Raw genomic sequence first — 22,004 nt, 5'->3', positions numbered from 1 at the left:
GATCCATGACAGTACAGACACATCGACGACAGGGCGGCGGCTACCTGGAGCGCCCGGCTCCGAGTGGCTTGGCCGACGTCATCGACACCATCCTCGACAAGGGCATCGTCATCGACGCGTACATCCGTGTCTCCCTGGTCGGCATCGAGCTGCTCACGATCGATGCCCGCATCGTCATCGCGAGCGTGGACACCTACCTGAGGTTCGCCGAGGCCACCAACCGACTCGACCTCTACGAGAAGGGTGGCAAGGACCTGCCCGAGCTGGTCAACGACCTGCAGCACAAGGGCGCCTCCGGCAAGACCCAAGGGGCGGTGGAGGGCGTGAAGCGAGCGCTCACCAGCGGTGGCAGCAAGGACGACAGCAAGGATGACGACGAGCGTCGGCCGGCCAAGAAGTCGACGCAGTCGGCAGAGTGAGGGATGGTCATGACGAGACGATCGACGGCAGGTCCGGCACCACCGGTCGAGGTGGGCGTGGACCAGGCGCTGTTCGTCTACGGGGTGGTCCCGGCCGCCGGACTCGACGCTGTCGAGAGCCGGCTGGCCGCGGACCTCACCGGCATCGAGGGGCGTCCCCTCACGTTCGTCCGGAGCGGTGAGCTGGCCACTGCGGCAACGGTGGTCGATCTGGACAGGCCGATGCAGCGCCGGGCGGACCTGCTGGCGTACCAGGCGGTCCTCGACGCCCTGGCCGCTGCCGCGCCGGTCGTCCCGATTCGCTTCGGGACGCTGCTGCCCGACGCGGACACGCTGGTGGACGAGCTGCACGTCGGCCAGGGTGAGTACTTCGTCCGGGTGATCGAGGGTCTGCGGGGTCGACGGCAGTACAACCTGCGAGCGACCCCCGTCGAGGAGGCTGTTCTGGCCGAGATCGTCGCGAGCAGTCCGGAGGTCCGTGAGCTGCGCGACCTGACCCGTGATGTGCCCGAGGAGGCGTCCTACCGCGAGCGGGTTCGTCTGGGAGAGCTGGTCTCTCGGGCCCTGGAGGAACGCAGTGCGAACGACGCCGACCTGGTGCTGGCCACCGTGGTGCCGCTGACCGCTGCACACGTGCTGCGCAGCCCCACCTCGGCCAAGCAGGTCCTGGACGTGGCGTTGCTCGTGGACGACTCGCGTGCCGACGACCTCGTCGCCGCACTCGAGCACCTTGCGGAGGCGGTGCACAGCACGATCCGTTTGAGGCTGCTCGGCCCGCTCGCTGCCTACGACTTCGTGGGGGAGGGGTCATGGGACTGATCAGCGGACTGCTGACATTGCCGCTCGCGCCCCTGCGTGGCCTGGCCGCCGTGGGCGACCAGCTGCTGCGTCAGGCTGAGGACATCTACTACGACCCTGCCGCGATCCGAAGTCAGCTCGAGGAGGTGGACCGCCTGAGGGAGGAAGGCCAGATCGACGAGGTCACGGCGACAGAGCGGGAGGACGAGCTCATCGAGCGACTGATGGTGGCTCAGGAGAGGACACGACATGGCTGAGGCCGACAGCGCATCGGACACCAGGTCCGAGCAGGACGCAGACCGCAGCAGGTCCTCCTCCGGAAAGGCGACCAGGCCGATGAACGGCCGACGCGCCGCCCGGCGCGCGGCCCTGTACCTGGCGGAGCTCACGGGCAAGGAGTTCGAGGGGATCGTGGGCATCCGCAAAGAGGGGGACGATTGGTGCGTCGAGGTCGAGGTGCTCGAGATGTCTCGCATCCCCAGCACCACGGACGTCCTGGCCACGTTCGAGGTCACCCTCGACGGCTCCGGTCAGCTGGTCGGCTACAAACGGCTGGCTCGCTACGTGCGCGGGGATGCCGGAGCGGGGCGCGGATGAGCGAGGGCACGACCGGACGACCGCCCGATGCCACGGATGGCCTCACGGAGCGGTCAGGCGCCGGCGCCCCCACGCGGACGTACAACCCGGGCGCATCCAGCCGGACCGGCGCTCCGCAGCCGGCGACCCTGGCGGACATCCTGGAGCGCGTCCTCGACAAGGGCATCATCATCGCGGGCGACATCCGGGTGAACCTTCTGGACATCGAGCTGCTCACGATCAAGCTGCGGCTGCTCATCGTCTCGGTGGACAAGGCGCAGGAGATGGGCATCGACTGGTGGCGCCACGACCCGATGCTCACCGTCCGTGAACGCGGCCTCGACGAGGAGAACCGGGAGCTGCGCGAACGCCTGGCTCAGCTCGAGGGCCGCGCGAAGGACTCCGGCGACTCCGGTGACTCCGGCGACTCCGGCGACACGGCCGATGAGCCGTCCTCTGGGTCGCGACGCCAGACGGCGTGAGGGGCAGGCCACGTGACGCCGGCACAGCGACAGGAGGATCCAGCCACGACGACGCCGTCGACGGGACGCTACCTGTATGCCGTGTGCCGGGGTCTCACCACAGCTGACCTGGCAGCGGTGCGTGGCATCGACGGCCAACCTGTGGAGCTGGTGACCCATCAGGACCTGGTCGCACTCGTCAGCGCCGTACCGATGGGAAACTTTGGAGAGGAGGCGCTGCGCCGCAACCTCGAGGACCTCGCGTGGCTGGAGACCACGGTGCGCGCCCACGACGCGGTCATCCATGCTGCTGCGACGCTGGCGCCCACGGCACCCCTGCGGTTTGCGACCGTCTGCTACGACGACGATGCCGTCCGCGAGCGACTGCACCACGCATACGGCCCCTTGAGCGACGCCCTCGACCGGGTCACGGGGTGCGCGGAGTGGAGCGTCAAGGTGCTGGCCTCCCCGCAGGAGGCCCGGGCCGACGCGGCGGACGCGCCGCAACCCAGTGGAGCGGAGTACCTTCGCCGCAAGAAGGCGCAGGCCACGCGGCAGCTCGAGTCCGAGGAGCAGGCGGTGGCGACGGCACGGCGGATCCACGAGCAGCTCGCCGAACGGTCGCGCGCGAGTCGCCAGCTGCCGCCACAGGATCCGCGCCTCTCCGGCCATCGAGGGAGCATGGTGCTCAACGCCGCGTACCTCGTCCAGGACGACGAGGCGGCCGAGTTCGAGGAGCTGGTCACGCGGTTGCGCGGCGAGCACCCTGGCCTGGTCGTCGACGGCCGCGGACCGTGGCCGCCCTACTCCTTCGCCCTGCTGGAGGACACGTGACGGCCGTCCACTCGCAGTCCGGCTCGCCGCCCCGCGACCTCGCTCCCGTCGCGCTCGTCGACCTGCTCGACCGGCTGCTGGGCACCGGTGTCGTCGTCGCCGGCGACGTCATCGTGTCGCTGGCCGGCGTCGACCTCGTCGAGATCCGGCTGCAACTGGTCGTGAGCGCGGTCCGAGCCGAGATGGCGCAGGACCGCAAGGCGGGACCGACGTGAGCGATTGGCCGCCGCCGGACCCCTCCCAGCCGGGTGCGTCGGCGGGTGAGGGGCGGCTCGCCTCTGCGCTGGGGCGGGCGCTGCTGCCGCAACGGCTGGAGACGGACGCTGATGCCGTGGCGCGCGACCTGCTCAAGCTCGTGCTCACCATCATCGAGCTCATCCGGCAGCTGATGGAGAAGCAGGCGTTGCGCCGCGTCGAGGAGGGCGACCTCACCGACGAGCAGGTGGAGGGCCTGGGGCAGGGCCTGATGCACCTGGAGCAGGCGATGGAGGAGCTCAAGGAGCGCTACGGCCTGACGACGGAGGACCTCAACATCGATCTGGGCCCGCTCGGCACGTTGCTTTAGGCCGCCGGACTGGTCACCACCGTCCGCGGTGCACGACCTCGTCGAAGGGGCGCCGGTTGAGCCGCTCGATGACGGCCAACGGCTTGTCCGACGGATAGCCGACGGAGAGCAGGCAGGCCAGGAACCGTCCGTCGGGGAAGCCGAGAACGGCCCTCGCCTGATCCTGGTCGGCGGCCGCGGCGTGGCTGGTTCCGACGCCGAGGTCGGCCGCGGCGATGGTCATCGCATACGTGGCCTGGCCGAGGTCGTACTGGAGGAGCGCCGACTGCCGATCGTCCTCCGGCTCGGGCGCGACGATCGCGATCGCTGCCGCCGCTCCGGCGACGTGCTTGGCGCCCTGCCAGACCTTCGCCAGCTCCACCAGCTGCGCCCTGTCCGTGACGAGTACGAAGTCCCACGGCTGCCAGTTGCCCGCCGATGGTGCACGCCGCCCAGCGTCGAGGATTCGGTGGAGCGCCTCGTCAGGGACTGGCCGCTCAGTGAACTGCCGAACGTTTCGTCGCGCCCGCAAGGCGTCCCAGGTCTCCACGATGACATCGTGCGCCTCTCGGGCCGGTGCCGTCCGCCTTTTGCTGCGAGTGCTGTTCAGCGAGCGGTCCACGAGCGGCTGCGGACGACGTCAGCCCCGCCCACCCAGACCTCAGGGGTGGCTGCAGGCCAGTGCCGAGTGCCCAGTGGCTCCGGTTGCGGGCAGCCCCTGGCGAAGGGAGCGGTGGGCGTCGCAGCCCTTGAGGAGACGGTGCGCTCGGTGGCCCCTCCGTCAGGGCCGAGGTCCAGACCCGGCCTCGGCCGACGCCCGCTCAGGGGCTTCGCTGTGATCGACCGGGTCCTCGCGCATCGCGTCGATCACGCCGAAGACGAACCACGCGACCACGAACAGGATCACGAGGGCGCTGGGGACCAGGACTTCGCTGGCTGTCATCGGGGAACCTCCTTCTCGCACGGTGATGCCGCGCTAGTATCGCTACATAAGGTGTAGCGCTATTGATGCGGCCTTTGTTCCCGAAAGGATCGACGATGGCTTCTTCTCCCGGACGGCCGCGGGACACGCGGGTGGATGAACGCATCTCTCGTGCAGCTCTGGAGCTGCTGCGCGAGGGCGGTCCCGAGTCCGTTCACATCGACGCGGTAGCGGCTCGGTCGGGCGTCGCTCGCACGACGATCTACCGGCGGTTTCGCAATCGGGACGCCCTCCTCGCGGCCACTCTCGAGGGGTTCGTCGACGCCCCCTTCCCGGCGGCCGGGCTGCCGGTCGAGGACAAGCTCCGGTGGGTGCTCGAGCAGGTGCGGGAGCTCGTCGAGGACCAGCTCGGTCGAGGGGCGGTCGCCGCTGCCCTCGCGGGCACGGACCCGGCGTTCAGCGCGGCGCTGCGGACGCGGCTGACACGACGGCTCAGCGCTGTGCAGGGCGAGATCGATGCCGACATCACTGACGGTCGCATCCGGGAGGGCGTCGACGCAGAGGCGCTCGCAGGACTGGCCTTCGGCGCCTTTCTGGGGGAGGTCCTGCAGCACGGCCGAACCCGCCCAGGATGGGCCGAAGGGGTCATCGACCTGCTGCTGCGAGGAACCAGCCGACAGCTCTAGCGCTTCGGCACCCCAGCGAATCCGCCGCAGACGCCCGCAGCACGGGGAACACCGAAAGGTCATTTGTCGGAAATGGCGTGGTGCACGACGACGTGGGAGTAGCGTGGCGCGGCCGGGACGGGGCGCCCGCGAAAACGACGTGAGGGACTGCTGACTCGATATGCCTGTTGTGTTCAACCCGCCCCCCGGATGGCCCGCTCCTCCAGCCGGCTGGGAGCCACCATCCGGATGGCTGCCGGACTCGTCGTGGCCCCCGGCGCCCCCGGAATGGCAGTTCTGGGCCAACGTGCCCGATGTGCCCGGCGCCTTGCCGCAGTCCGCGTGGGCGCCGCAGCCGACGACCGCGTCGGACGGTGAAGCCTCGTACGGGACGGCGGCACCACCGCGACCGCCCTGGCTCGGCGGCAGCGTCGCCGGGCCCGCTGGCGCCGCCGCCGCCGCTGCGGCCGCGCCGGCCCTGGTGCCGCCGGCGCCCGCTCGGAGGGAGCTGAGCCGGGCGCGGCTCGCAGCAGGTCTCGGCTGGAGTGGCATCGCCGTCAGCGCCCTTCTCGGCCTCATCTCCGGCATCGGTGGCGCCCTGCTCTTCGCGGGCGTCTTCGCGTTCGTCGTGGCCGTCGTCGCCCTGGTCCGTGGGCGAGTGCGGTGGGCCCATCTGCCCACACGCGCGGCTGGAGCGGTGGCCCTCGCCGGCGCTGCGGTCGCCGTTGCCATCGGTGGCGCGGTGTCCCCGCCGGTGGTCCCCACATCGGCTCCGGCAGCACCGCAGACACTCGTGCCCTCCCCGGCAGGGACCTCTCGGTCTGCGACACCGGCGCCCGCACCAACGCCGATCACCACGTCGCCGGCCCCAGCTCCGGTGGGGGACCCGGTCGTCGACGCCATCGCGCAGGCGCAACCCGGTACCGCCTTGGCGACGGTGGGGACCCTGAGCGTCAAGGGCCGTGGCCCGATGAGCGGGTATGCGCGGGTCGCGTTCGGTGCCGCCTGGACCGACGTCGACCGCAACGGCTGCGACCAGCGCAACGACACCCTGCGACGCGACCTGACAACGGTCACTCTCAAGGCCGGCACGCACGGATGCACGGTGATGACCGGCACCTTGACGGACCCGTACACGGGCAAGGCCATCACGTTCGCGCGGACGACGTCATCCGCCTCGCCGGTCCAGATCGACCACGTGGTGCCCCTGGCCGACGCCTGGGTCAAGGGTGCGGCCGGCTGGCAGCAGGCGAAGCGGACCGCCTTCGCCAACGACACCCTGAACCTCGCGGCGGTCGCCGCGAAGGTCAACGAGTCCAAGGGTGGCGGTGACGCGGCCACGTGGCTGCCCCCAGCCAAGGCGTACCGGTGCACCTACGTGGCACGTCAGGTCGCAGTCAAGGCGAAGTACCAGCTCGCCGTGACCGCCGCGGAGCGCTCCGCGATCGTCGGCGTCCTCAGCACCTGCGCCACGACGAAGGTCCCGGTCGTCACCGTGGCCGAGCTCGGTGGTTTCCCGCTCTACCAGCCACCCGCCCCGAAGCCAGCCGCGACGCCGGCCACGCAGCCGGCGTCGCAGCCAGCCCCCACGCCGGTCTCGAAGCCAGCCGCCCCGGCGCCCAAGCCGAGCGTGCAGCCGGCGGCCCCGGCACCGGTCCAGGGGGTGCATCCGGGCGCGTTCTGCTCTCCACAGGGCGCCCACGGTTACACCAGCAAGGGCACCCTCATGCAGTGCTCCCTGAAGTCGGGCGACATCCGCGCCCGCTGGCGCTCCGCGTGAGCCCCCTCCATGAAAACGGCATGACCGTGCCAGGACACCACGCGCCGCTGCGAGCGGCCCACGGAAGGCAGGACGGGTAGATGGGGCTCGGCATCAGCTTCAAGCTCGCGCCCGGAGTGCGCGTGCGCGCATCGTCCCGGGGCGTCCGCACGAGCATCGGGCCGCGCGCCGCGCGCGTGCACGTCGGGTCCGGCAGGACGCGGATCTCCAGCGGGGTCGGACCCATCACGGTCTCCACGGCCGTCGGCGCGGGCCGACGCGGCACGTCGCGCTCCGCCTCCTCCGCGTCGACCCGGGCCGTGACCAGCTCGGCCCGCACCCGGCAACCCAACGTCGCGCAGCTCCAGGCACAGGCGCGCGCGGCGGAACGCGCCCGGCAGGTCGCGGACGTGGCCGACTCCGAGCGGTCCCTGACCGCGCTGCACCACTCCGAGTTTCCCGTATCCACCCGGCACGTCGTGCCGGTCCCGCCGGCACCGGATCGCGACACCGTCGAGGCGGTATGCCGTGAGCTGTACCGGGCGGCCACCGCCGGGGTCCCGGTGTGGAAGCGCGCGCTGCGCAAGCAGGCAAAGGCCTGGGCCGTGCAGCAGGCACCCAGCGAGACAGGCCGCCGTCACGACGGCGAGCTCGTCACCACCCAGCTGCAGCAGTGCCACCTCGACCACGACTGGCAGGCGCTGCAACAGCACGACCCGCTCTCCGTGATCGAGGCCGTCGACGAGGCGTTCGCCGACAACGCCAGCGACTCCACCTGCGTCGACGCGGCCACCGAGCCGCATACCGGAGCCCGGTACGTCACCGCAGTCGTCACCTACGCCGGCATCGACATCGTGCCCGAGCACCGACCGGACACCACCCCCGGCGGGAAGCCGACCCTGCGCAAACGCACCAAGACCGACCGGAACGCCCTCTACGCCACCGCCATCGCGTCGACCGTGCTCGCCACGGCCAAGGAGGCCCTCGCGACCGCGGTGTCCGCCACGGAGGTCCGCGTGCTGGTCGTCCGCGCGGACGGCGTCGGCGCCATCGAGCCCGTGTATGCCGGGACGTTGTGTCGGGACTTCCTGGCCGGCCGCGACTGGCGCCGCCTCGACCCGCTCGACGTGGCCATGTCAGCCGACGGCGCCGAGATGGTCCGCAAGGGTGCCACCCGAGAGATCAGCCCTCTACCCGTGGACGCCCACTCCCCGACCCGGGACCTCCTCGACGCCTGGGCCAAGGCCCGCGACGAGGACCGCGAGGCCACCGCGAGCTGACTCGGAGTGGTGGCCAGGGGCGCGGTCGAACCGCCGACCTTCCGACGTCCAGTCAGCGGGGCTCGTTGCGCCGCGTCTCGAACTCGGAGTGCCCGTTCGGACACTTGGGGATGCGGTCGCCTTGTGTGACATGGACCTTCTCGTCACAGGAGGCGCAGTAGAAGTCACCGGTCTTCTCGGCCCGCTCGCCGGCGTGTGCGGCCATGGATCTCCTCCTCCGAACATGACGTTGCAGTCCCCGCTTACCCGGCCGCGGGGAGGTCATTCCTGCCGCCGGGCTGGGGCCAGGCCAGCCAGGCAGCGGTGCGGCAGTCGTTGCCACGTCGGCCGACCACAGAAACGACAAAACCGCAGGTCAGAGGGTTCTGACCTGCGGTTTCGGGTGGTGGCCAGGGGCGGGGTCGAACCGCCGACCTTCCGATTTTCAGTCGGACGCTCGTACCAACTGAGCTACCTGGCCGGGACAACGAGTGGAACTATAGCCGACCCCGCAGGCCGTCCTGCAACCCGGCCGCGGGTGGCGCCGGGGGCATGCTCCCGATCCCCACGGGGTAAGGGGAGAGCGGCCGTTCGGGGGCTCCGGCCCACACCTCACGGTTCACGCGCGCCGAACCACGAGGTGACCGTGCCAGAACCGGCCATCCGGGTCGTCGACGGATGCCGCGACCGCATCCACCGACCCGCAGGGAGAGACCATGACCGACCGCGACTCCGCCCTGACCGGCGACTGGGATCTCGACCCCGCACACACCCGGATCGGCTTCTCGGCCCGCCATGCCATGGTGACGACGGTCCGCGGTTCCTTCAACGACGTGACCGGCCACTTCTACGCCGACCTCGACGACATGTCGAAGTCCCATGCCGAGCTCGTGCTCCGCACGGCCAGCATCGACACGCGCAACCAGCAGCGCGACGACCATCTGCGCAGCCCCGACTTCTTCGACGCCGAGAAGTGGCCCGACATCCGCTTCGAGAGCTCCCAGATCGAGGAGGTCGAGGACAATGCCTACATGGTGTCGGGCCACCTGACGATCCGCGACATCACCAAGGCGGTCACGCTGCCCATCGAGCTCGTCGGCGTCCAGACCGACGCGCAGGGCGCCCTGCGCGCCGGCTTCGAGGGCTCCCGGCGCATCAACCGCCGCGACTTCGGTCTCGAGTGGAACATGCCGCTCGATGCGGGCGGCGTGCTCGTCTCCGAGCGGATCTCGCTCGAGTTCGAGATCTCGGCCATCAAACGAGGCAGCGGCCAGACGGGCCAGTAGGTCGCCTGGCCGCCTGGCCGCACACCCAGCGCCTCAGGCCGCTGGACCCTTCGTGCGCACGTCGGCGACGTGCGACATCGCCTCGCGCAGCTCGCCGAGCCAGTCGCTCTCGTGCTGCGCGACGAGCTTGACGCACCACGCGAGCGCCTCCGCCCGCGATCGTGCCACGCCGGCGTCGACGAGCGTGTCGAGGACGAGGCGCTCCGGCTGGCGCAGCCGCGTCATCGCCGGCGCCGCCACGTGGGTGAACAGCTCGGTGCGGTCACCGACGCGGACGGCCCACGACACCTTGCGCTCGAAGCGATGCTGGGCCTCACGGGCGATCTCCATGCGGCGTCCGCGGGTGTCCTCGCGGAAGCCCCTGGTGCGACCGGCGCGGGCCTCCTCGCGCTCGGCGTCGCTCGAGCCGTCGGGCAGGTCGACGTCGGCGATGGTGAGCACGACGGTGATCTCCTCACGGTCGACAGTGATCTCGGGTGGCGTGCTGCGCCACTCCTCGGGCAGGCGGCCGACGAACCAGCCGCGCACCCGCTCCAGTGCCTCATTGGTAATCATGTAATCAGCATTACCCCGTTACCAGAGAAGGTCAATGCCTTACGCCCAAGGCGAGCGAGGACGTATGCCGCGCAGCGAGGCACACGGCATACGTCCTCGCGCCGTGGTTGGGAGCCCGCTCCTGCGGGTCAGTCGACCCGCACGCCTAGAGTTGGTGCTCGTGCAGTTCCTCAACGGCCTCCAGCCCCAGCTCGACCTCACCTACGACGACGTCTTCATGGTCCCGAGCCGCTCGTCGGTGACGAGCCGCCTCGATGTCGACCTGTCGACCGTCGACGGCTCGGGCACCACGATCCCGCTCGTCGTGGCCAACATGACGGCGATCGCCGGCCGGCGCATGGCCGAGACGGTCGCCCGTCGTGGCGGCATCGCGGTCATCCCCCAGGACATTCCGGTCCCGGTGGTCCGCGACGTCGTGGCGTGGGTCAAGCAGCGTCACCTCGTGCACGACACCCCGATCACGCTCGAGCGGCACATGACGGCTGGGGAGGCCCTCGTGCTCATCGGCAAGCGAGCCCACGGCGTCGCCGTCGTCGTCGACGGCCCCAAGCCGGTCGGCATCGTCGCCGAGAAGGACCTGACCGGCGTCGATCGCTACACCCAGGTGCAGGACGTCATGCACGAGGACATGGTCGTGCTGCCCGACTCGATCGACCCACAGGAGGCCTTCGGGCGGCTCTCCGCGGCGCGCCGCAAGGTGGCCCCGGTGGTGTCGGAGCACGGCGAGCTCGTCGGCATCCTGACCCGCGGCGGCGCCATCCGCGCCGGGCTCTACTCGCCCGCCGTCGACGCGTCGCAGCGGCTTCGCGTGGCCGCCGCGGTCGGCATCAACGGCGACGTCGCGGCCAGGGCCGCCGAGGTGCTCGGCACCGGCGCCGACGTCCTCGTCATCGACACGGCGCACGGCCACCAGGACAAGATGATCGAGGCCCTGCGCGCGGTGCAGGCCCTGGACCCGCAGGTGCCGATCGTGGCCGGCAACGTCGTGTCGGCCGCGGGCACGCGGGAGCTGATCGAGGCGGGCGCCGACATCGTCAAGGTCGGCGTCGGTCCCGGCGCGATGTGCACCACCCGCATGATGACTGCCGTCGGTCGTCCGCAGTTCTCGGCAGTGCTCGAATGTGCAGCGGCCGCAAGGGAGCTCGGCAAGCACGTGTGGGCGGACGGCGGGGTCCGGCACCCACGAGACGTCGCGCTCGCGCTCGCCGCCGGGGCGTCGAACGTCATGATCGGGTCCTGGTTCGCCGGCACGCTGGAGTCGCCCGGCGACCTCTACACCGACAACGACGGCCGGCAGTACAAGGAGTCGTTCGGCATGGCGAGCAGCCGCGCGGTGCGCAACCGCACGGCCACCGACACCGAGTACGACCGGGGTCGCAAGTCGCTCTTCGAGGAGGGCATCAGCACGGCCCGGATGTACGTCGACCCCGCGCGCCCGTCCGTCGAGGACGTCATCGACCAGATCGTCGCCGGCCTGCGCAGCAGCTGCACGTATGCCGGTGCGCGCACCCTCGAGGAGTTCCACGAGCGGGCAGTCGTCGGGCTCCAGAGCACCGCCGGCTTCGCCGAGGGACGCCCGCTCCACACCTCCTGGTGAGGCTCAGCGCGTACGGATCGGTGCCGGACCGACGGAAGGGTCGCCCCCGGCATACGCCGCCGTGAGCCGAGGGAACCGGACGGCGAGCTCGGCCCGACCGACGGGCGTGCCGGTCGGCTCCGTGTAGAGACTTCCGTCGTCCGGCGCACCGCTCCCAGCAGCCTGCGAATCACGCCCGGTCTTGGTCTGCCAGGCCTCTTTGGGTGCGAGCTCGAGGATCTCCGTCGTCCCGATCTGCTCGTCGTCGACCGGGCCGTGACCGGCGAGCGAGTCCGGATCGGCGACGAAGGCGTCGAACACCGTGCGGCCCTGGTAGAGCACCCAGGTGCGGAAGTTCACGAACACGTCCTGGCTCGTGTAGCCCATGATCGTCTCCGCTGCGGCGCGGTGCAGGAACGTGTTGGCCCGGGCCATCTGGGCGGTGTACTGCTTCTCGTAGCCAACGATTCGTTCGGGGGTCAGGGCTTCGAGCTGGGAGGTCAAGGCGTTCGCCGCCGTGGCGGGGTCCGGATCGGCGACGCGGTCGACGACGGCCCAGAACTCGTCACGTGACATCGTGGCTGATCCTTCGGTGGGTGGGCGCGACGGCGTGGACGCAGACCCGTCCGGCGTGGAGGCGACCGAGGTCACGGGCACCGCGGCGGCCTCGGACAGGGGCGCATAGGCGAACCAGCCGGTGGCCGTCGCAGTGCCGTCGACCGGGGTGGCGCCGGGGCCCCGGCCCGACGGCGTGCCGCACGCTGCAGTGGCCAGTGCGGTGATCGTGACACCCAATAGCGCGAGGGCCGGTCGTTTGCGGAGCATGCGCCGAAGTCTGGCACGCGACGAGCGGCGGCCCAGCCCGTTCGCGCAGGGGTCCTTGCAGCCCCCGCCGCGCGCACCACCCTCGACCGGCTCCAGCACGCCGTGACGGTGCTGCGTCACCAGCGACAGCTCGTCCCGTCCACCCCGAACGCCGGGCGAGCGTGAGTCGTGGCGCCTTGACACGGCCAGCCGACCTGGGATGCCGGATGATCCGGCGGGTGGTGGCGTCATCACCCCGCCGGAGCGCAGACCATCGCGTTTCTCGGCGAGGGGCGCGGCGACGCTCAGAGGCGCTCAGAGGCGCTTGCGGCCGACCTCGACGATGCGCCAGCCGCGCTCGTGCGCCAGCTCGCGCAGCTCTCGGTCGGGGTTGACGGCGACGGCCGTGCCGACACGCTCCATCATCGGCAGGTCGCTCACCGAGTCGCTGTAGGCGGTGCAGCGTGAGAGGTCGTAGCCGCGCTCGGCGGCGAGCTTCTCGATCTCGATGACCTTGCCGGCGCCGTAGCAGAACTCGCCCACGAGCTGGCCGGTGTAGCGGCCCTCCTCGTCGAGCTCGCTGCGGGTCGCGACCGCGCCCTCGAGCCCGAGGGTGGTCGCGATGCGGCTGACGAGCTCGATGGGGGAGGCCGAGACGACGATCCGGTGCTGGCCGAGGGCCTGCGCCTCGGCGAGCAGGGTCATCGAGGCCGGGATGGCCTTGCGCACGATGCCCGGCACGATCGCGTCGGCCAGGTGGATGATCTCCGACTGCCGGATGCCGGCGACGGCCCGGAGGATGCGCTCACGCAGAGCCTCCGAGCCCTCGTCGGTGGAACCCTTGCGGTGGAAGGAGATCGCGTTGACGGTGTCCTTGACGAGGTCCATCCACGGCACGTGACCGCCGCGGAATGCGGCGATGGCGAGCGGGTAGTTGGCGGACCCGCGGATCAGCGTGCGGTCGAGGTCGAAGAACGCAGCCGCCGCCGCGGGACCAGCCGTGGCGTCAGCCGACACGCGCCACCATCGGCAGGGCGGAGCGGCGCGGCGGCACCGCGGCGTTGACGGCCTTGGCGTCGCCCTTCGGCAGGGGGCGAGGACGGTTGGGCAGCGCGAGCCGGAAGACCTTGGCCCACGCCTGGTAGACCTGCTTCGGCAACGGGCCCGTCGTGTAGGGCAGGCCGTAGCGCTGGCAGATCTCGCGGACCTCGACGGCGACCTCGTGGTAGCGGTTGCTCGGCAGGTCGGGGAAGCAGTGGTGCTCGATCTGGTGGCTGAGGTTGCCCGTCATGAGGTGCATCAGCTTGCTGCCGGAGATGTTGGCCGACCCCAGCATCTGGCGGATGTACCAGTCGCCGCGGGTCTCGCCCTCGATCTCGTCCTCGGTGAACACGTCGACGCCGTCGGGGAAGTGGCCGCAGAAGATGACGGAGTGCGCCCAGACGTTGCGGATCGCGTTGGCCGTGAACGTGCCGAGGAGAGCCTGCTTGCCGGAGCCGAACGGCACGGCGGCGACGGGCGTTGCGACGTAGTCCTTGGTGAACTGGCGCAGGACCTTGCGTCCGACGGCCTTGAGGTCCTTCTTGAGGTCCTCCTTGGACTTCTCGCCGTCCTTGACCGCCTCGAGCTCGAGGTCGTAGATGGCGATGCCCCACTCGAAGAAGGGTGCGAGCACCATGTTGATGACGGGGTTGAGGACGTTGAAGGGGCGCCACGGCTGGTCCTCGGCCATGCGAAGGGTCGAGTAGCCCACGTCCTTGTCCTTGCCCAGCACGTTGGTCCACGTGTGGTGCAGGTCGTTGTGGGTGTGCTTCCAGGCGGCGGCCGGGGTGACGAAGTCCCACTCCCAGGTCGTGGAGTGGATGTCGGGGTCGCGCATCCAGTCCCACTGGCCGTGCAGGACGTTGTGGCCGATCTCCATGTTCTCGAGGATCTTGGCGACGGAGAGCATCGCGGTGCCGGCGACGAACGCCGACTTCTTCTTCGACAGCAGCAGCGTGGCGCGGCCGGCGACCTCTAGGGTGCGCTGCACGCGGATGACACGGCGGATGTAGGCCGCGTCCTTGGCGCCGCGCGAGGCGACGATGCGGTCGCGCACGGCGTCGAGCTCCTTGCCGAGGCGCTCGACGTCCTCCTCGGACAGGTGCGCGGCGGCGCTCGGGCGCTTGCTGGGCCCGCCGGACGCTGCGAGGACCGGCTTCCTGGGCCGGATCGTCGTGGCGGTGCCCGCAACGGCCTCGGGGGCGCCGGTGGGCGTCGTCGTCGGTCGGTTCGTGGTGGCGGTCATTCGTTTTCCCTTCTCAGATGTCCAGGTGGACGGGTCCGGCGGCCGCGTTGACGCAAGTCTGGATCAGCTCGCCTTCGTCGCCGTGCACCTCACCGGTGCGCAGGTCGCGGACCTTGCCGGCAACGAGTGGGACGAGGCAGCTGCGGCAGATGCCCATACGGCACCCGCTCGGCATGACCACGCCACATTCCTCGCCGGCCTCGAGGAGGGGGACGTCGCCGCCCACCTCCACTTCCTTGTCGGACTTCTCGAACGTCAGCAGCCCGCCCTCACCGCCGGATCCCTCCAGCAGGACGGGCGCGAAGCGCTCGATGGTCAGTCCAGGTGCCCCGGCCGCCTCGGCGTCGGGGGTGTCGGCTCCTTCGCGGGCCCAGAGCTCGGTGGCGGCGTCGAGGAACTCGGTGGGGCCGCAGGCGTATGCCGCCCGCTCGCGCCAGTCGGGACAGAGCGTCTCGAGGTCGGTGGCGTCCGAGAGGTCGAGACGGCGGCCGTCCTCCTCGCGGGTGAACCAGTGGCGCACGGTCAGGCCCGGGAACTGGTCGGCCAGCTCGAGCAGCTCGTCGTGGAAGAGGGCGTCCTCACGGGTGCGCGCCGAGTGGATGAGCACGACGTCGGCGTCCGGGCGCCGGGGCACGAGCGTGCGGATCATCGACATCACCGGCGTCAGGCCACTGCCGGCCGTGAGCATCAGCAGCGGGCGCGGGTGCTCGGGCAGCACGAAGTCGCCCTGCGGGGTGTCGAGGAAGAGGATGTCGCCGACCTTGGTGTCACGGGCCAGCGCGGTCGAGACGAAGCCGATCGCCGTCACGGTGATGGCCGGGTCGTGGCCCACCGCGGCGGACAGCGAGTAGCTGCGCCACTGGCGCACGCCGTCGATCTCGACGCCGATGCGGGCCCATTGGCCGGCAGCGTGGGCGTTCCAGCCGCGACCGGGGCGGAAGTGGATCGTCGTGGAGTCGGGCGTCTCGCGCTCGACCTTCGTCACGACGCCGCGGAGCTGACGCGCGGAGGCGAGGGGGTTCACCAGACCGATGATGTCCTCGGGCGAGAGTGGGGTCGTCAGGAGCGACACCACGCGCCGGAGAGCTCTGATCTGGGTCATGGTTCCATCCTGCCCTCCCAGGGGCCTCGCAATCTTGGAGCGAGGCGTACTCTTTGTCGCAAGAAACTGTTGTGCGGCGACAAGTTGCTGGAGGGCGAAGTGACACAAGCCACGTCTGACCCGCCGTGGTTGTCTCTGCCAGCCGAAGTCGCGACCGTGCTGCGTCCGGTCGTCACCGACATCGTCGAGGCGATCATCGAGGGCATACCCCGTGACGTACCCGTCTATGCCATGCCGATGGAGGGCCGGTTCGGCCAGGGCGTGCGGCAGGGCGTGACGGTCGCGCTCAACCGCTTCCTCGATCTCCCGGGGACCCGTCTGCCCGCGCTGTCCGAGGACGGCAAGTGGGTCTACGAGAGCCTGGGCCGCGGCGAGGTGCGCTCCGGCCGCAGCCTCGAGTCGCTGCTCGCGGCCTACCGCTACGGCGCTCGGGTCACCTTCCGCGCCATCTCGCGCACGGTCGACGTCTCGCAGCTGTCGCCCGACGTGCTGCTCTCCCTCGGGGAGTCGCTCTTCGCGTACATCGACGAGCTCTCGGCGGCGAGCGCTCAGGGCTACGCGCAGGAGCAGTCGGAGCGTGCGGGCGAGCAGCTGCGGCTGCGCAGCGAGCTGCTCGAGATGATCCTGCGCGGCGACTCGAGCGACGGCGGCGTGGCCCGGCTGGCGGCCGCCGTCGGATGGACGCTGCCGGACGTCGTCGTCGTGGCGCTCGTCCCCTTCCCGCACGTCGACGGACTGCGGGCGAGCCTCGGCCCCGAGGGGCTCGTCGCCGACCGCGGCACCGACGTGGTCGTCGTCTTCCCCTACGCCAACCGCACCCCCCGCAGGCGTGAGCTGGAGCGGGCTCTCCGGGGGCGCCGGGCGATCGTCGGGCCCGCGCGTCCGTGGCAGCAGGCGGGCGAGTCGCTGCACCTGGCCACCTCCGCCGGGGCGCACGGCATCGCCCCCACGCCGGACCAGCCGGAGGGTGACGCGGCGCCCGTGTGGGTCGAGGACCACCTCGCCGAGCTCGTCGTCCACGCCGAGCCGCTCGCGACCGCCGACCTCGCGCGCACCCGGCTCGCGCCCCTCGACGAGCTGCGCCCCGCCGTGCGCGACCGGCTCACCGAGACGCTGCTGGCGTGGCTGCGCCACCAGGGCCAGCGCGCACCGATCGCCGAGGAGCTCTTCGTCCACCAGCAGACCGTCGGCTACCGCGTCGCCCAGCTCAAGGAGCTCTTCGGCGAGTCGCTCGCCGACCCCGAGGTGCGGTTCGAGCTCGAGCTGGTGCTGCGCGCCGGTCACCGCTGACCCGACACCCCGACCGCCGAAACCCACGTCGAGCGGGCACCTGAACACGGTTCAGTGGGCAGTTCGCTGCGCTCGGTGGTGCCGGGCCGAGCCTGACGCTCGTGATCAAGTGCCCACTCGACGTGGTCCGGGGAAGGTGCTTGCTGGTCGTCCTCGAGGTCGGCGGTCGCGACAAGCGAAGAAGCGCCGCTCTCTGCTGAGAGCGGCGCTTCCGTGGTCTTGCGACCCCGACCGGGCTCGAACCGGCGACCTCCGCCGTGACAGGGCGGCGCGCTAACCAACTGCGCTACGGGGCCTTACTGGGTGGTGCGGATGGAACTCTACTGCGTATCCCCAACGGGATTCGAACCCGTGCTGCCGCCGTGAAAGGGCGGAGTCCTAGGCCGCTAGACGATGGGGACCTGCCCGACCTATCCGTTGGGACGTCGAAACTATAGGGGAGTTTCGGGCACCGGCCAAATCCGCTCCAGGCGGCCCGGCAGGAGCGGCCGGATCACGCCTTCGCCCACGCCAGGACGTCCTCGACGGGCCAGGTCGTGACGATGCGCTCGGCCGGGATGCCGAGGCGCTCGGCGCGCTCGCAGCCCAGGGACTTCATGTCGAGCTGGCCCGGTGCATGTGCGTCGGAGTCGATGGTGAAGAGGCAGCCGAGGTCGCGCGCCAGCTCGATCAGCTCGTCGGGAGGGTCGCACCGCTCGGGCCGCGAGTTGATCTCCACGGCGACGTCGTTCTCGAGGCAGGCGCGGAAGACCTTCTCGGCGTCGAACTGCGACGGGGGTCGCTTGCCGCGGCCGCCGGTGACGAGCTGGCCGGTGCAGTGGGCGAGGACGTTGGTGTGCGGGTTGCGCACGGCGGCGACCATCCGAGGGGTCATCTCGAAGGACGGCTGTCGCAACTTGGAGTGGATCGAGGCCGTGACGACGTCGAGCTGCTCGAGCATGTCGTCGTCCTGGTCGAGGGTGCCGTCGAGGTGAATGTCGACCTCGATGCCCTTGAGCAGGGTGAAGGAGTCGCCGAGGCTGGCGTTGATGGCCTCCACACGCTCCAGCTGGTCGGTGAGGCGGGCGCGGCTCAGGCCGTTCGCGATGGTCAGCCGGGGTGAGTGGTCGGTCAGTGCCATCCACTCCTGGCCGAGCTGGACGGCGGCGAGGACCATCTCCTCGATGGGGCTGCCGCCGTCGCTCCAGTTGGAGTGGGCGTGCAGGTCCCCGCGCAGCGCGGCATACAGCTCGGCGCCTCCGCGCGTCAGCGGCTCGCCGTGCTTCTCCTCGGCGGAGACGAGGTATGCCGGCAGCACGCCCCGCACGGCCTGGCCGATGATCGCGGCGCTCGAGTCGCCGATCCCCTTGATCTGCTTGAGGGTTCCGGCTTCGACGCGCTCGCGCAGCTCCACCTCCGGGATGAGGGTGATGGCCTCGATCGTCTTGCGGAAGGCGTCGACGCGGTAGCTGCTCTCGCGACCTCGCTCGAGCAGGAAGCAGATGCGGCGCAGCGCGTCGAGCGGGCTGATCGGGGCCCGCGGAGGGGTCGGCTGCTCCATGCCGAGCAGCCTAACGGCGTGGACCGGCGAGCAGGCTGCTCAGCGCTGGAGGGGTGGCAGGGTGCTGCCGTCAGGCAGCTTGCCCGGTGTGCTCGGGGTGCCGGGCACGACGCGGACGATGTCGCCGTACTGCGCAGCGATGAGGCCCGGCGCCGAGCCCTCGTCGGCGACGACGACCACCTGGTCGCGGCGCGCGTCCTGCGTCACGGCGATGATCTCGATTCCTTTGGAACGCCAGAGCATTCGCTGGTCGACGATCTCCTTCGCCACTTTCTGCTTCTCCTCCAGGGAATGCTTCATGACGACGAACTCCACATCGCTCGGTGCCGGCATGGCGCGCCTGACGAACGCCTCGAGGTCGGGGTCGTGTCGGGTGACCACGACGGCCACGCGGGCACCGGCGGGGTCGGCGGCATACGCCCCGGAGAAGACGGCGGGCCAGCGGGAGGCCACCGTGGGCTCGACGGCGTCGAAGGCGTGCGTCTGCGGCGTGGACAGCGCGCCGAACCACGGTGACGTGTCTCCTGCGGGCGGCACCGACGGGGCCACACCGGGGGCGCCTGCGCCGCCGGAGCCCTCGGCGCCGCGCTGCGACTGAGGGGCGTAGGGGCCTCCGCTCGCGCTCGTCCGTGCGTCGCGGGCCGCCCCGGCGCTGGCACTGGACGTCGACGACGAGCCGTGGGTGGCGGCCACCCACGTGCCACCCACGGCGCCGACGACGACGACTGCGGCGGCGGCGCCGAGCACGGCGGAACGGCGTCGGGACGTGCGGGCCCGCCCGCGTAGGAGGGCGCGCTGGGCGAAGAGGTCGTCGCGTGGTGGTTGCAGGTCGTTCATCGTCGACAGCGCCTTTCGCAGCTGCAGCTCGCCCTCCTCGGCGCCGGAGCCGGCGCCCGCGCCGGTGCCCTGTCCGCGCGTCGTGTCGTCACTCATGGAAGAGCTCCTGCCCCGGTCAGTGGTGGTTCGGCGAGCCGGTCGCGCAGGGCCGCCAGCCCGCGTGAGATCTGGCTCTTGATGGTGCCCTCGGCGACGCCGGTGCACTCGGAGATCTGCGGCACCGTGAGGTCCTCCCAGAAGCGCAGCACGAGCACGGCACGCTGCTTCTCCGGCAGGTCGCGCAGCAGGTCGGTCAGGGTCATGGCGAGCTCGCGGTCGTGGTCCGTGGTCGCCGGCTCGGGGGCCTCGTCGGTGAGCACCTCGCGGCGTCGTTTGCGCTGGTCGTTGAGGTAGAGGTTCATCATCGTGCGCCTCGTGTAGGCGGTCTCGGCCCCGCTGGCGATGCGCGGCCACGCGACGTAGACGCGCGCCAGGGCCTCCTGCACGAGCTCGTCCCCGTCCGCCCAGTTGCCACAGAGCAGGTAAGCGCGTCGGCGCAGCATCGTCTGCCGCTCCTCCACGAAGCTGCGGAAGGCCGCCTCGTCCCTGCGTCTCATGTGCTCCCGCCGGTTCCGGTCGTCAGGGTGGTGCCGATCGCGTGGCTGTCAGTGTCGTACACCCCTTCGACACGCGGGCGCCCGGAACCGTTGCACTCCCTGCCGTCCTCCGTGATCGCCTGTGCCGTCCGCCGGGCTCCCACAGGAGGCGGAGGTCAGGCGACGCGGCCCAGGGCGAGGAGGGCGAGCATGAGCGCCGCGATCGTCTCACCGTCGGTGATCCCGCCGTCACGGACCAGCTCGAGCACCTCGGGCAGCGGCACGCGGCGCACCTCGTGGATGCCCTCCTCGGCGCGCGCGGCCTCGTCGTCGCCGGCGGCTGCGGCCAGGTCGGTGGCGAGGAAGACGACCTCGGGGGCGCGGCACACCCCGTTCAGCGCGTCCATCGCGCCGACCTGTCGCCAGTGCCGGGCAACGAACCCGGTCTCCTCGGCCAGCTCGCGCTGCGCAGCCAGGAGCGGGTCCTCGCCGTCCGTCCCACCCGCGGGCACCTCCACGGACGGGCCGACCGTGTGCCGGTCGACCGTCACGAGCACGACCTCGTCCTCGTCCGTCAGCGCCACGACGAAGACGGCCGGGCGCCGCAGCTCCACGACACCGTAGACGCCGGCGGTCCCGTCGGGCCGCACGACCTGGTCCTCGCGGACGCGGATCCACTGGTTCTCGTAGGCCAGCCGTGTCCCACGCACGGGCCAGGTCACTGCCTCGCTCCCTCTCGCATGCCCCGATCGTCGCACTCTCGTGCCTCCCGGAGCCGCGCCCCCGACCCAACCCGTCAGGCGGCTGCCTCGAGCGCGAGGAGGCGCTGCTTCGTGGGCACCCCACCGAGGTAGCCGCCCAGCGACCCGTCGGAGCGGACCACCCGGTGGCAGGGGACGACGATGGGTAGCGGGTTGGTGGCGCAGGCGGAGCCCACCGCGCGCACCGCTCGCGGGCTGCCCGCGGCCGTGGCGACCTCGCGGTAGCTCTCGGTGGAGCCGTACGGGATCTCGCGCAGGTGGCGCAGTACGGCGAGGCGGAAGCCCCCGGTCAGCCGCAGGTCGAGCGGGACGTCGAAGCTGCGGCGCCGTCCGGCGAAGTAGTCGTCGAGCTCCCTCACCACGGGGTCGAGGCGGTTGCCGCCGCGCAGGATGCGGGAGCCGAGGGAGGCGCCCAGCGAGCCCAGGACCTTGTCGTGGTCCTCGATCGCGAAGGCCACGCGGACCACACCCCGGTCCGTCGCCGCGAGCAGGAGCGGCCCCACCGGTGAGTCCATGACGCGGTAGGTCGCGTCGATGGCGGCCTCGGCGCTGGCGCGCTCGACCAGCGCGCTGTGCAGCGCGGCAAGTCGCGCGTCGTCATCGGCGGAGGGCTCGGTCAGCAGTTGGATGGCCTTGTCAGGCATGGGCGCTCACCCTTTCGTCAGGGGCGTAGGTGGTTCGGAGTCTCGCTATGCCGTCGGCAGCGGCACGACGGGCGGCCGCAGGGGTGCCGCCGACGATGCGGGCGACCTCGGGATGGGGAAGGCCCGCGACGTGGTGGTAGGCCACGCACCGGCGTTGCTTGTCGGGTAGGGCGGCCAGCGCATTCCAGAGGTCCGTGTCGGAGAGGGCGGCCTCCGGATGGTCGCTGCGTGGTGCCACCGGCTCGGGCAGCTCCGCGACGGGCACCGCCTGTCGGGCCCGCGCACGGGCGACGTCGATCGCCTTGCGGTGCGCGATGGTGACCAGCCAGGCGCGGACGTTCGCGTCGTGGGGCAGGTCAGGCCACGCTCGCAAGGCGGACAGGAACGTCTCGGACCAGGCGTCGTCGGCCTCGTCGGGACCGAGCACGGCCCGGCACACCCGCAGCACGACGGCCCCGTGCTCGGTGACGGCCTGCTCGAACGGTCGCTTCATGCCCTGTAGACGCTCCG

28 protein-coding genes and 3 tRNA genes are annotated in these 22,004 nt (G+C 71.2%); 14 read left to right on the top strand and 17 right to left on the bottom strand.

The window, feature by feature from the left end; all coding sequences use genetic code 11:
- The first annotated feature begins 5 nt into the window (after nucleotides 1-5).
- From gvpJ to AC3WRT_RS03155, 8 genes are read left to right on the top strand one after another with little or no spacing between them, the layout of a single operon-like run.
- A complete protein-coding gene (gene gvpJ, locus AC3WRT_RS03190; protein WP_492719027.1) occupies nucleotides 6-419 on the top strand; it encodes a gas vesicle protein GvpJ in 414 nt (137 codons plus the stop codon).
- Nucleotides 420-428: 9 nt separating this feature from the next.
- Nucleotides 429-1,238 carry a GvpL/GvpF family gas vesicle protein gene (locus tag AC3WRT_RS03185; RefSeq protein ID WP_492719024.1) on the top strand — a complete coding sequence of 270 codons (810 nt, stop codon included), beginning with the start codon at nucleotides 429-431 and terminating at the stop codon, nucleotides 1,236-1,238.
- Nucleotides 1,229-1,474 carry a gas vesicle protein GvpG gene (locus AC3WRT_RS03180; RefSeq protein ID WP_492719021.1) on the top strand — a complete coding sequence of 82 codons (246 nt, stop codon included), beginning with the start codon at nucleotides 1,229-1,231 and terminating at the stop codon, nucleotides 1,472-1,474. Before AC3WRT_RS03185 ends, AC3WRT_RS03180 begins: the two co-directional genes overlap by 10 nt.
- The gene (locus tag AC3WRT_RS03175; protein WP_492719018.1) at nucleotides 1,467-1,814 is read left to right on the top strand and encodes a gas vesicle protein GvpO; all 348 of its coding nucleotides are present in this window, start codon (nucleotides 1,467-1,469) and stop codon (nucleotides 1,812-1,814) included. Before AC3WRT_RS03180 ends, AC3WRT_RS03175 begins: the two co-directional genes overlap by 8 nt.
- Nucleotides 1,811-2,275: a gas vesicle protein gene (locus AC3WRT_RS03170; RefSeq protein ID WP_492719016.1), complete on the top strand. Its 465-nt coding sequence runs from the start codon at nucleotides 1,811-1,813 to the stop codon at nucleotides 2,273-2,275. The genes AC3WRT_RS03175 and AC3WRT_RS03170 overlap by 4 nt, the downstream gene beginning before the upstream one ends.
- A gap of 12 nt (nucleotides 2,276-2,287) precedes the next feature.
- Nucleotides 2,288-3,088 (top strand): GvpL/GvpF family gas vesicle protein, encoded by an 801-nt coding sequence (locus AC3WRT_RS03165; protein ID WP_492719013.1) that lies wholly within the window; start codon nucleotides 2,288-2,290, stop codon nucleotides 3,086-3,088.
- Nucleotides 3,085-3,303 carry a gas vesicle protein gene (locus AC3WRT_RS03160; RefSeq protein WP_492719011.1) on the top strand — a complete coding sequence of 73 codons (219 nt, stop codon included), beginning with the start codon at nucleotides 3,085-3,087 and terminating at the stop codon, nucleotides 3,301-3,303. Before AC3WRT_RS03165 ends, AC3WRT_RS03160 begins: the two co-directional genes overlap by 4 nt.
- Nucleotides 3,300-3,653, top strand: coding sequence for a gas vesicle protein K (locus tag AC3WRT_RS03155; RefSeq protein WP_492719009.1), 354 nt, complete (start codon nucleotides 3,300-3,302; stop codon nucleotides 3,651-3,653). The genes AC3WRT_RS03160 and AC3WRT_RS03155 overlap by 4 nt, the downstream gene beginning before the upstream one ends.
- A 13-nt stretch (nucleotides 3,654-3,666) precedes the next feature.
- On the opposite strand, the gene AC3WRT_RS03150 is transcribed toward AC3WRT_RS03155, so the two are convergent.
- Both AC3WRT_RS03150 and AC3WRT_RS03145 read right to left on the bottom strand, forming a co-directional pair.
- Entirely contained in the window at nucleotides 3,667-4,182 is a 516-nt protein-coding gene (locus AC3WRT_RS03150; RefSeq protein ID WP_492719007.1) for a nitroreductase family protein, read from the bottom strand.
- A gap of 231 nt (nucleotides 4,183-4,413) precedes the next feature.
- Nucleotides 4,414-4,575 carry a hypothetical protein gene (locus tag AC3WRT_RS03145; protein WP_492719004.1) on the bottom strand — a complete coding sequence of 54 codons (162 nt, stop codon included), beginning with the start codon at nucleotides 4,573-4,575 and terminating at the stop codon, nucleotides 4,414-4,416.
- Between the two features lie 95 nt (nucleotides 4,576-4,670).
- Between AC3WRT_RS03145 and AC3WRT_RS03140 the strand changes: the two genes are divergently transcribed.
- From AC3WRT_RS03140 to AC3WRT_RS03130, 3 genes are all read left to right on the top strand, one after another.
- Complete coding sequence (locus AC3WRT_RS03140; RefSeq protein WP_492719002.1) at nucleotides 4,671-5,240, top strand: TetR/AcrR family transcriptional regulator; 570 nt, start codon at nucleotides 4,671-4,673, stop codon at nucleotides 5,238-5,240.
- 295 nt (nucleotides 5,241-5,535) lie between these two features.
- Nucleotides 5,536-6,999, top strand: coding sequence for a GmrSD restriction endonuclease domain-containing protein (locus tag AC3WRT_RS03135; protein ID WP_492719000.1), 1,464 nt, complete (start codon nucleotides 5,536-5,538; stop codon nucleotides 6,997-6,999).
- A gap of 80 nt (nucleotides 7,000-7,079) precedes the next feature.
- Nucleotides 7,080-8,258: a DUF4236 domain-containing protein gene (locus tag AC3WRT_RS03130; RefSeq protein WP_492718999.1), complete on the top strand. Its 1,179-nt coding sequence runs from the start codon at nucleotides 7,080-7,082 to the stop codon at nucleotides 8,256-8,258.
- A 52-nt stretch (nucleotides 8,259-8,310) separates the two neighbouring features.
- On the opposite strand, the gene AC3WRT_RS03125 is transcribed toward AC3WRT_RS03130, so the two are convergent.
- Both AC3WRT_RS03125 and AC3WRT_RS03120 read right to left on the bottom strand, forming a co-directional pair.
- Complete coding sequence (locus AC3WRT_RS03125) at nucleotides 8,311-8,463, bottom strand: zinc ribbon-containing protein (RefSeq protein WP_492718997.1); 153 nt, start codon at nucleotides 8,461-8,463, stop codon at nucleotides 8,311-8,313.
- A 178-nt stretch (nucleotides 8,464-8,641) separates the two neighbouring features.
- A tRNA-Phe gene (locus AC3WRT_RS03120) sits at nucleotides 8,642-8,718 on the bottom strand.
- A gap of 235 nt (nucleotides 8,719-8,953) precedes the next feature.
- Between AC3WRT_RS03120 and AC3WRT_RS03115 the strand changes: the two genes are divergently transcribed.
- Nucleotides 8,954-9,523, top strand: a complete 570-nt coding sequence (locus AC3WRT_RS03115) for a YceI family protein (protein WP_492718995.1) — start codon at nucleotides 8,954-8,956, stop codon at nucleotides 9,521-9,523.
- Between the two features lie 33 nt (nucleotides 9,524-9,556).
- On the opposite strand, the gene abmR is transcribed toward AC3WRT_RS03115, so the two are convergent.
- Nucleotides 9,557-10,078: an ATP-binding transcription factor AbmR gene (abmR, locus tag AC3WRT_RS03110; RefSeq protein WP_492718993.1), complete on the bottom strand. Its 522-nt coding sequence runs from the start codon at nucleotides 10,076-10,078 to the stop codon at nucleotides 9,557-9,559.
- A gap of 160 nt (nucleotides 10,079-10,238) precedes the next feature.
- Between abmR and AC3WRT_RS03105 the strand changes: the two genes are divergently transcribed.
- Nucleotides 10,239-11,675: a GuaB1 family IMP dehydrogenase-related protein gene (locus tag AC3WRT_RS03105; protein WP_492718991.1), complete on the top strand. Its 1,437-nt coding sequence runs from the start codon at nucleotides 10,239-10,241 to the stop codon at nucleotides 11,673-11,675.
- 3 nt (nucleotides 11,676-11,678) lie between these two features.
- Here the strand turns inward: AC3WRT_RS03105 and AC3WRT_RS03100 are convergent, their stop codons facing one another.
- The 4 genes from AC3WRT_RS03100 to AC3WRT_RS03085 form a co-directional block, all read right to left on the bottom strand.
- On the bottom strand, nucleotides 11,679-12,479 hold the full coding sequence (locus AC3WRT_RS03100; RefSeq protein WP_492718989.1) for a DUF4240 domain-containing protein: 801 nt from the start codon (nucleotides 12,477-12,479) through the stop codon (nucleotides 11,679-11,681).
- 294 nt (nucleotides 12,480-12,773) lie between these two features.
- Complete coding sequence (locus tag AC3WRT_RS03095; protein ID WP_492718987.1) at nucleotides 12,774-13,475, bottom strand: HAD family hydrolase; 702 nt, start codon at nucleotides 13,473-13,475, stop codon at nucleotides 12,774-12,776.
- Nucleotides 13,465-14,745, bottom strand: coding sequence for a fatty acid desaturase family protein (locus AC3WRT_RS03090; RefSeq protein ID WP_492718985.1), 1,281 nt, complete (start codon nucleotides 14,743-14,745; stop codon nucleotides 13,465-13,467). Before AC3WRT_RS03090 ends, AC3WRT_RS03095 begins: the two co-directional genes overlap by 11 nt.
- 13 nt (nucleotides 14,746-14,758) lie before the next feature.
- Nucleotides 14,759-15,847, bottom strand: a complete 1,089-nt coding sequence (locus AC3WRT_RS03085) for a ferredoxin reductase (RefSeq protein WP_492718983.1) — start codon at nucleotides 15,845-15,847, stop codon at nucleotides 14,759-14,761.
- A 129-nt stretch (nucleotides 15,848-15,976) separates the two neighbouring features.
- Between AC3WRT_RS03085 and AC3WRT_RS03080 the strand changes: the two genes are divergently transcribed.
- A complete protein-coding gene (locus tag AC3WRT_RS03080; RefSeq protein WP_492718981.1) occupies nucleotides 15,977-17,137 on the top strand; it encodes a PucR family transcriptional regulator in 1,161 nt (386 codons plus the stop codon).
- Between the two features lie 222 nt (nucleotides 17,138-17,359).
- On the opposite strand, the gene AC3WRT_RS03075 is transcribed toward AC3WRT_RS03080, so the two are convergent.
- The 8 genes from AC3WRT_RS03075 to AC3WRT_RS03040 all read right to left on the bottom strand — a co-directional run bounded on the left by AC3WRT_RS03075 (nucleotide 17,360) and on the right by AC3WRT_RS03040 (nucleotide 21,987).
- A tRNA-Asp gene (locus tag AC3WRT_RS03075) sits at nucleotides 17,360-17,433 on the bottom strand.
- A gap of 32 nt (nucleotides 17,434-17,465) precedes the next feature.
- Nucleotides 17,466-17,538 (bottom strand) — tRNA-Glu (locus tag AC3WRT_RS03070).
- A 92-nt stretch (nucleotides 17,539-17,630) separates the two neighbouring features.
- Nucleotides 17,631-18,677 carry a PHP domain-containing protein gene (locus AC3WRT_RS03065; RefSeq protein WP_492718979.1) on the bottom strand — a complete coding sequence of 349 codons (1,047 nt, stop codon included), beginning with the start codon at nucleotides 18,675-18,677 and terminating at the stop codon, nucleotides 17,631-17,633.
- Between the two features lie 39 nt (nucleotides 18,678-18,716).
- Nucleotides 18,717-19,610, bottom strand: coding sequence for a hypothetical protein (locus tag AC3WRT_RS03060; RefSeq protein WP_492718977.1), 894 nt, complete (start codon nucleotides 19,608-19,610; stop codon nucleotides 18,717-18,719).
- Nucleotides 19,607-20,110, bottom strand: coding sequence for a SigE family RNA polymerase sigma factor (locus tag AC3WRT_RS03055; protein WP_492718975.1), 504 nt, complete (start codon nucleotides 20,108-20,110; stop codon nucleotides 19,607-19,609). Before AC3WRT_RS03055 ends, AC3WRT_RS03060 begins: the two co-directional genes overlap by 4 nt.
- A gap of 155 nt (nucleotides 20,111-20,265) precedes the next feature.
- Complete coding sequence (locus AC3WRT_RS03050) at nucleotides 20,266-20,811, bottom strand: NUDIX domain-containing protein (RefSeq protein WP_492718973.1); 546 nt, start codon at nucleotides 20,809-20,811, stop codon at nucleotides 20,266-20,268.
- 74 nt (nucleotides 20,812-20,885) lie between these two features.
- Entirely contained in the window at nucleotides 20,886-21,494 is a 609-nt protein-coding gene (locus AC3WRT_RS03045) for a methylated-DNA--[protein]-cysteine S-methyltransferase (protein ID WP_492718971.1), read from the bottom strand.
- Nucleotides 21,487-21,987 carry an RNA polymerase sigma factor gene (locus AC3WRT_RS03040; RefSeq protein WP_492718969.1) on the bottom strand — a complete coding sequence of 167 codons (501 nt, stop codon included), beginning with the start codon at nucleotides 21,985-21,987 and terminating at the stop codon, nucleotides 21,487-21,489. Before AC3WRT_RS03040 ends, AC3WRT_RS03045 begins: the two co-directional genes overlap by 8 nt.
- Nucleotides 21,988-22,004 lie beyond the last annotated feature (17 nt).

The sequence above is a fragment of the Terrabacter sp. FW104-15G4B genome (assembly GCF_058790095.1).
Note: the sequence above shows the minus strand (reverse complement) of the source record. Positions and strands in the feature narration are given on the sequence as shown.

Bases quoted from the DNA above. Each gene is read 5' to 3' on its own strand.
- AC3WRT_RS03085 (WP_492718983.1), bottom strand. From the start codon at position 15,847: ATGACCCAGATCAGAGCTCTCCGGCGCGTGGTGTCGCTCCTGACGACC.
- AC3WRT_RS03040 (WP_492718969.1), bottom strand. From the start codon at position 21,987: ATGAAGCGACCGTTCGAGCAGGCCGTCACCGAGCACGGGGCCGTCGTG.
- AC3WRT_RS03140 (WP_492719002.1), top strand. From the start codon at position 4,671: ATGGCTTCTTCTCCCGGACGGCCGCGGGACACGCGGGTGGATGAACGC.
- AC3WRT_RS03175 (WP_492719018.1), top strand. From the start codon at position 1,467: ATGGCTGAGGCCGACAGCGCATCGGACACCAGGTCCGAGCAGGACGCA.
- AC3WRT_RS03065 (WP_492718979.1), bottom strand. From the start codon at position 18,677: ATGGAGCAGCCGACCCCTCCGCGGGCCCCGATCAGCCCGCTCGACGCG.
- AC3WRT_RS03060 (WP_492718977.1), bottom strand. From the start codon at position 19,610: ATGAGTGACGACACGACGCGCGGACAGGGCACCGGCGCGGGCGCCGGC.
- AC3WRT_RS03145 (WP_492719004.1), bottom strand. From the start codon at position 4,575: ATGACAGCCAGCGAAGTCCTGGTCCCCAGCGCCCTCGTGATCCTGTTC.
- AC3WRT_RS03130 (WP_492718999.1), top strand. From the start codon at position 7,080: ATGGGGCTCGGCATCAGCTTCAAGCTCGCGCCCGGAGTGCGCGTGCGC.
- AC3WRT_RS03045 (WP_492718971.1), bottom strand. From the start codon at position 21,494: ATGCCTGACAAGGCCATCCAACTGCTGACCGAGCCCTCCGCCGATGAC.
- AC3WRT_RS03115 (WP_492718995.1), top strand. From the start codon at position 8,954: ATGACCGACCGCGACTCCGCCCTGACCGGCGACTGGGATCTCGACCCC.
- AC3WRT_RS03180 (WP_492719021.1), top strand. From the start codon at position 1,229: ATGGGACTGATCAGCGGACTGCTGACATTGCCGCTCGCGCCCCTGCGT.
- gvpJ (WP_492719027.1), top strand. From the start codon at position 6: ATGACAGTACAGACACATCGACGACAGGGCGGCGGCTACCTGGAGCGC.
- AC3WRT_RS03090 (WP_492718985.1), bottom strand. From the start codon at position 14,745: ATGACCGCCACCACGAACCGACCGACGACGACGCCCACCGGCGCCCCC.
- AC3WRT_RS03125 (WP_492718997.1), bottom strand. From the start codon at position 8,463: ATGGCCGCACACGCCGGCGAGCGGGCCGAGAAGACCGGTGACTTCTAC.
- AC3WRT_RS03055 (WP_492718975.1), bottom strand. From the start codon at position 20,110: ATGAGACGCAGGGACGAGGCGGCCTTCCGCAGCTTCGTGGAGGAGCGG.
- AC3WRT_RS03185 (WP_492719024.1), top strand. From the start codon at position 429: ATGACGAGACGATCGACGGCAGGTCCGGCACCACCGGTCGAGGTGGGC.
- AC3WRT_RS03100 (WP_492718989.1), bottom strand. From the start codon at position 12,479: ATGCTCCGCAAACGACCGGCCCTCGCGCTATTGGGTGTCACGATCACC.
- abmR (WP_492718993.1), bottom strand. From the start codon at position 10,078: ATGATTACCAATGAGGCACTGGAGCGGGTGCGCGGCTGGTTCGTCGGC.
- AC3WRT_RS03170 (WP_492719016.1), top strand. From the start codon at position 1,811: ATGAGCGAGGGCACGACCGGACGACCGCCCGATGCCACGGATGGCCTC.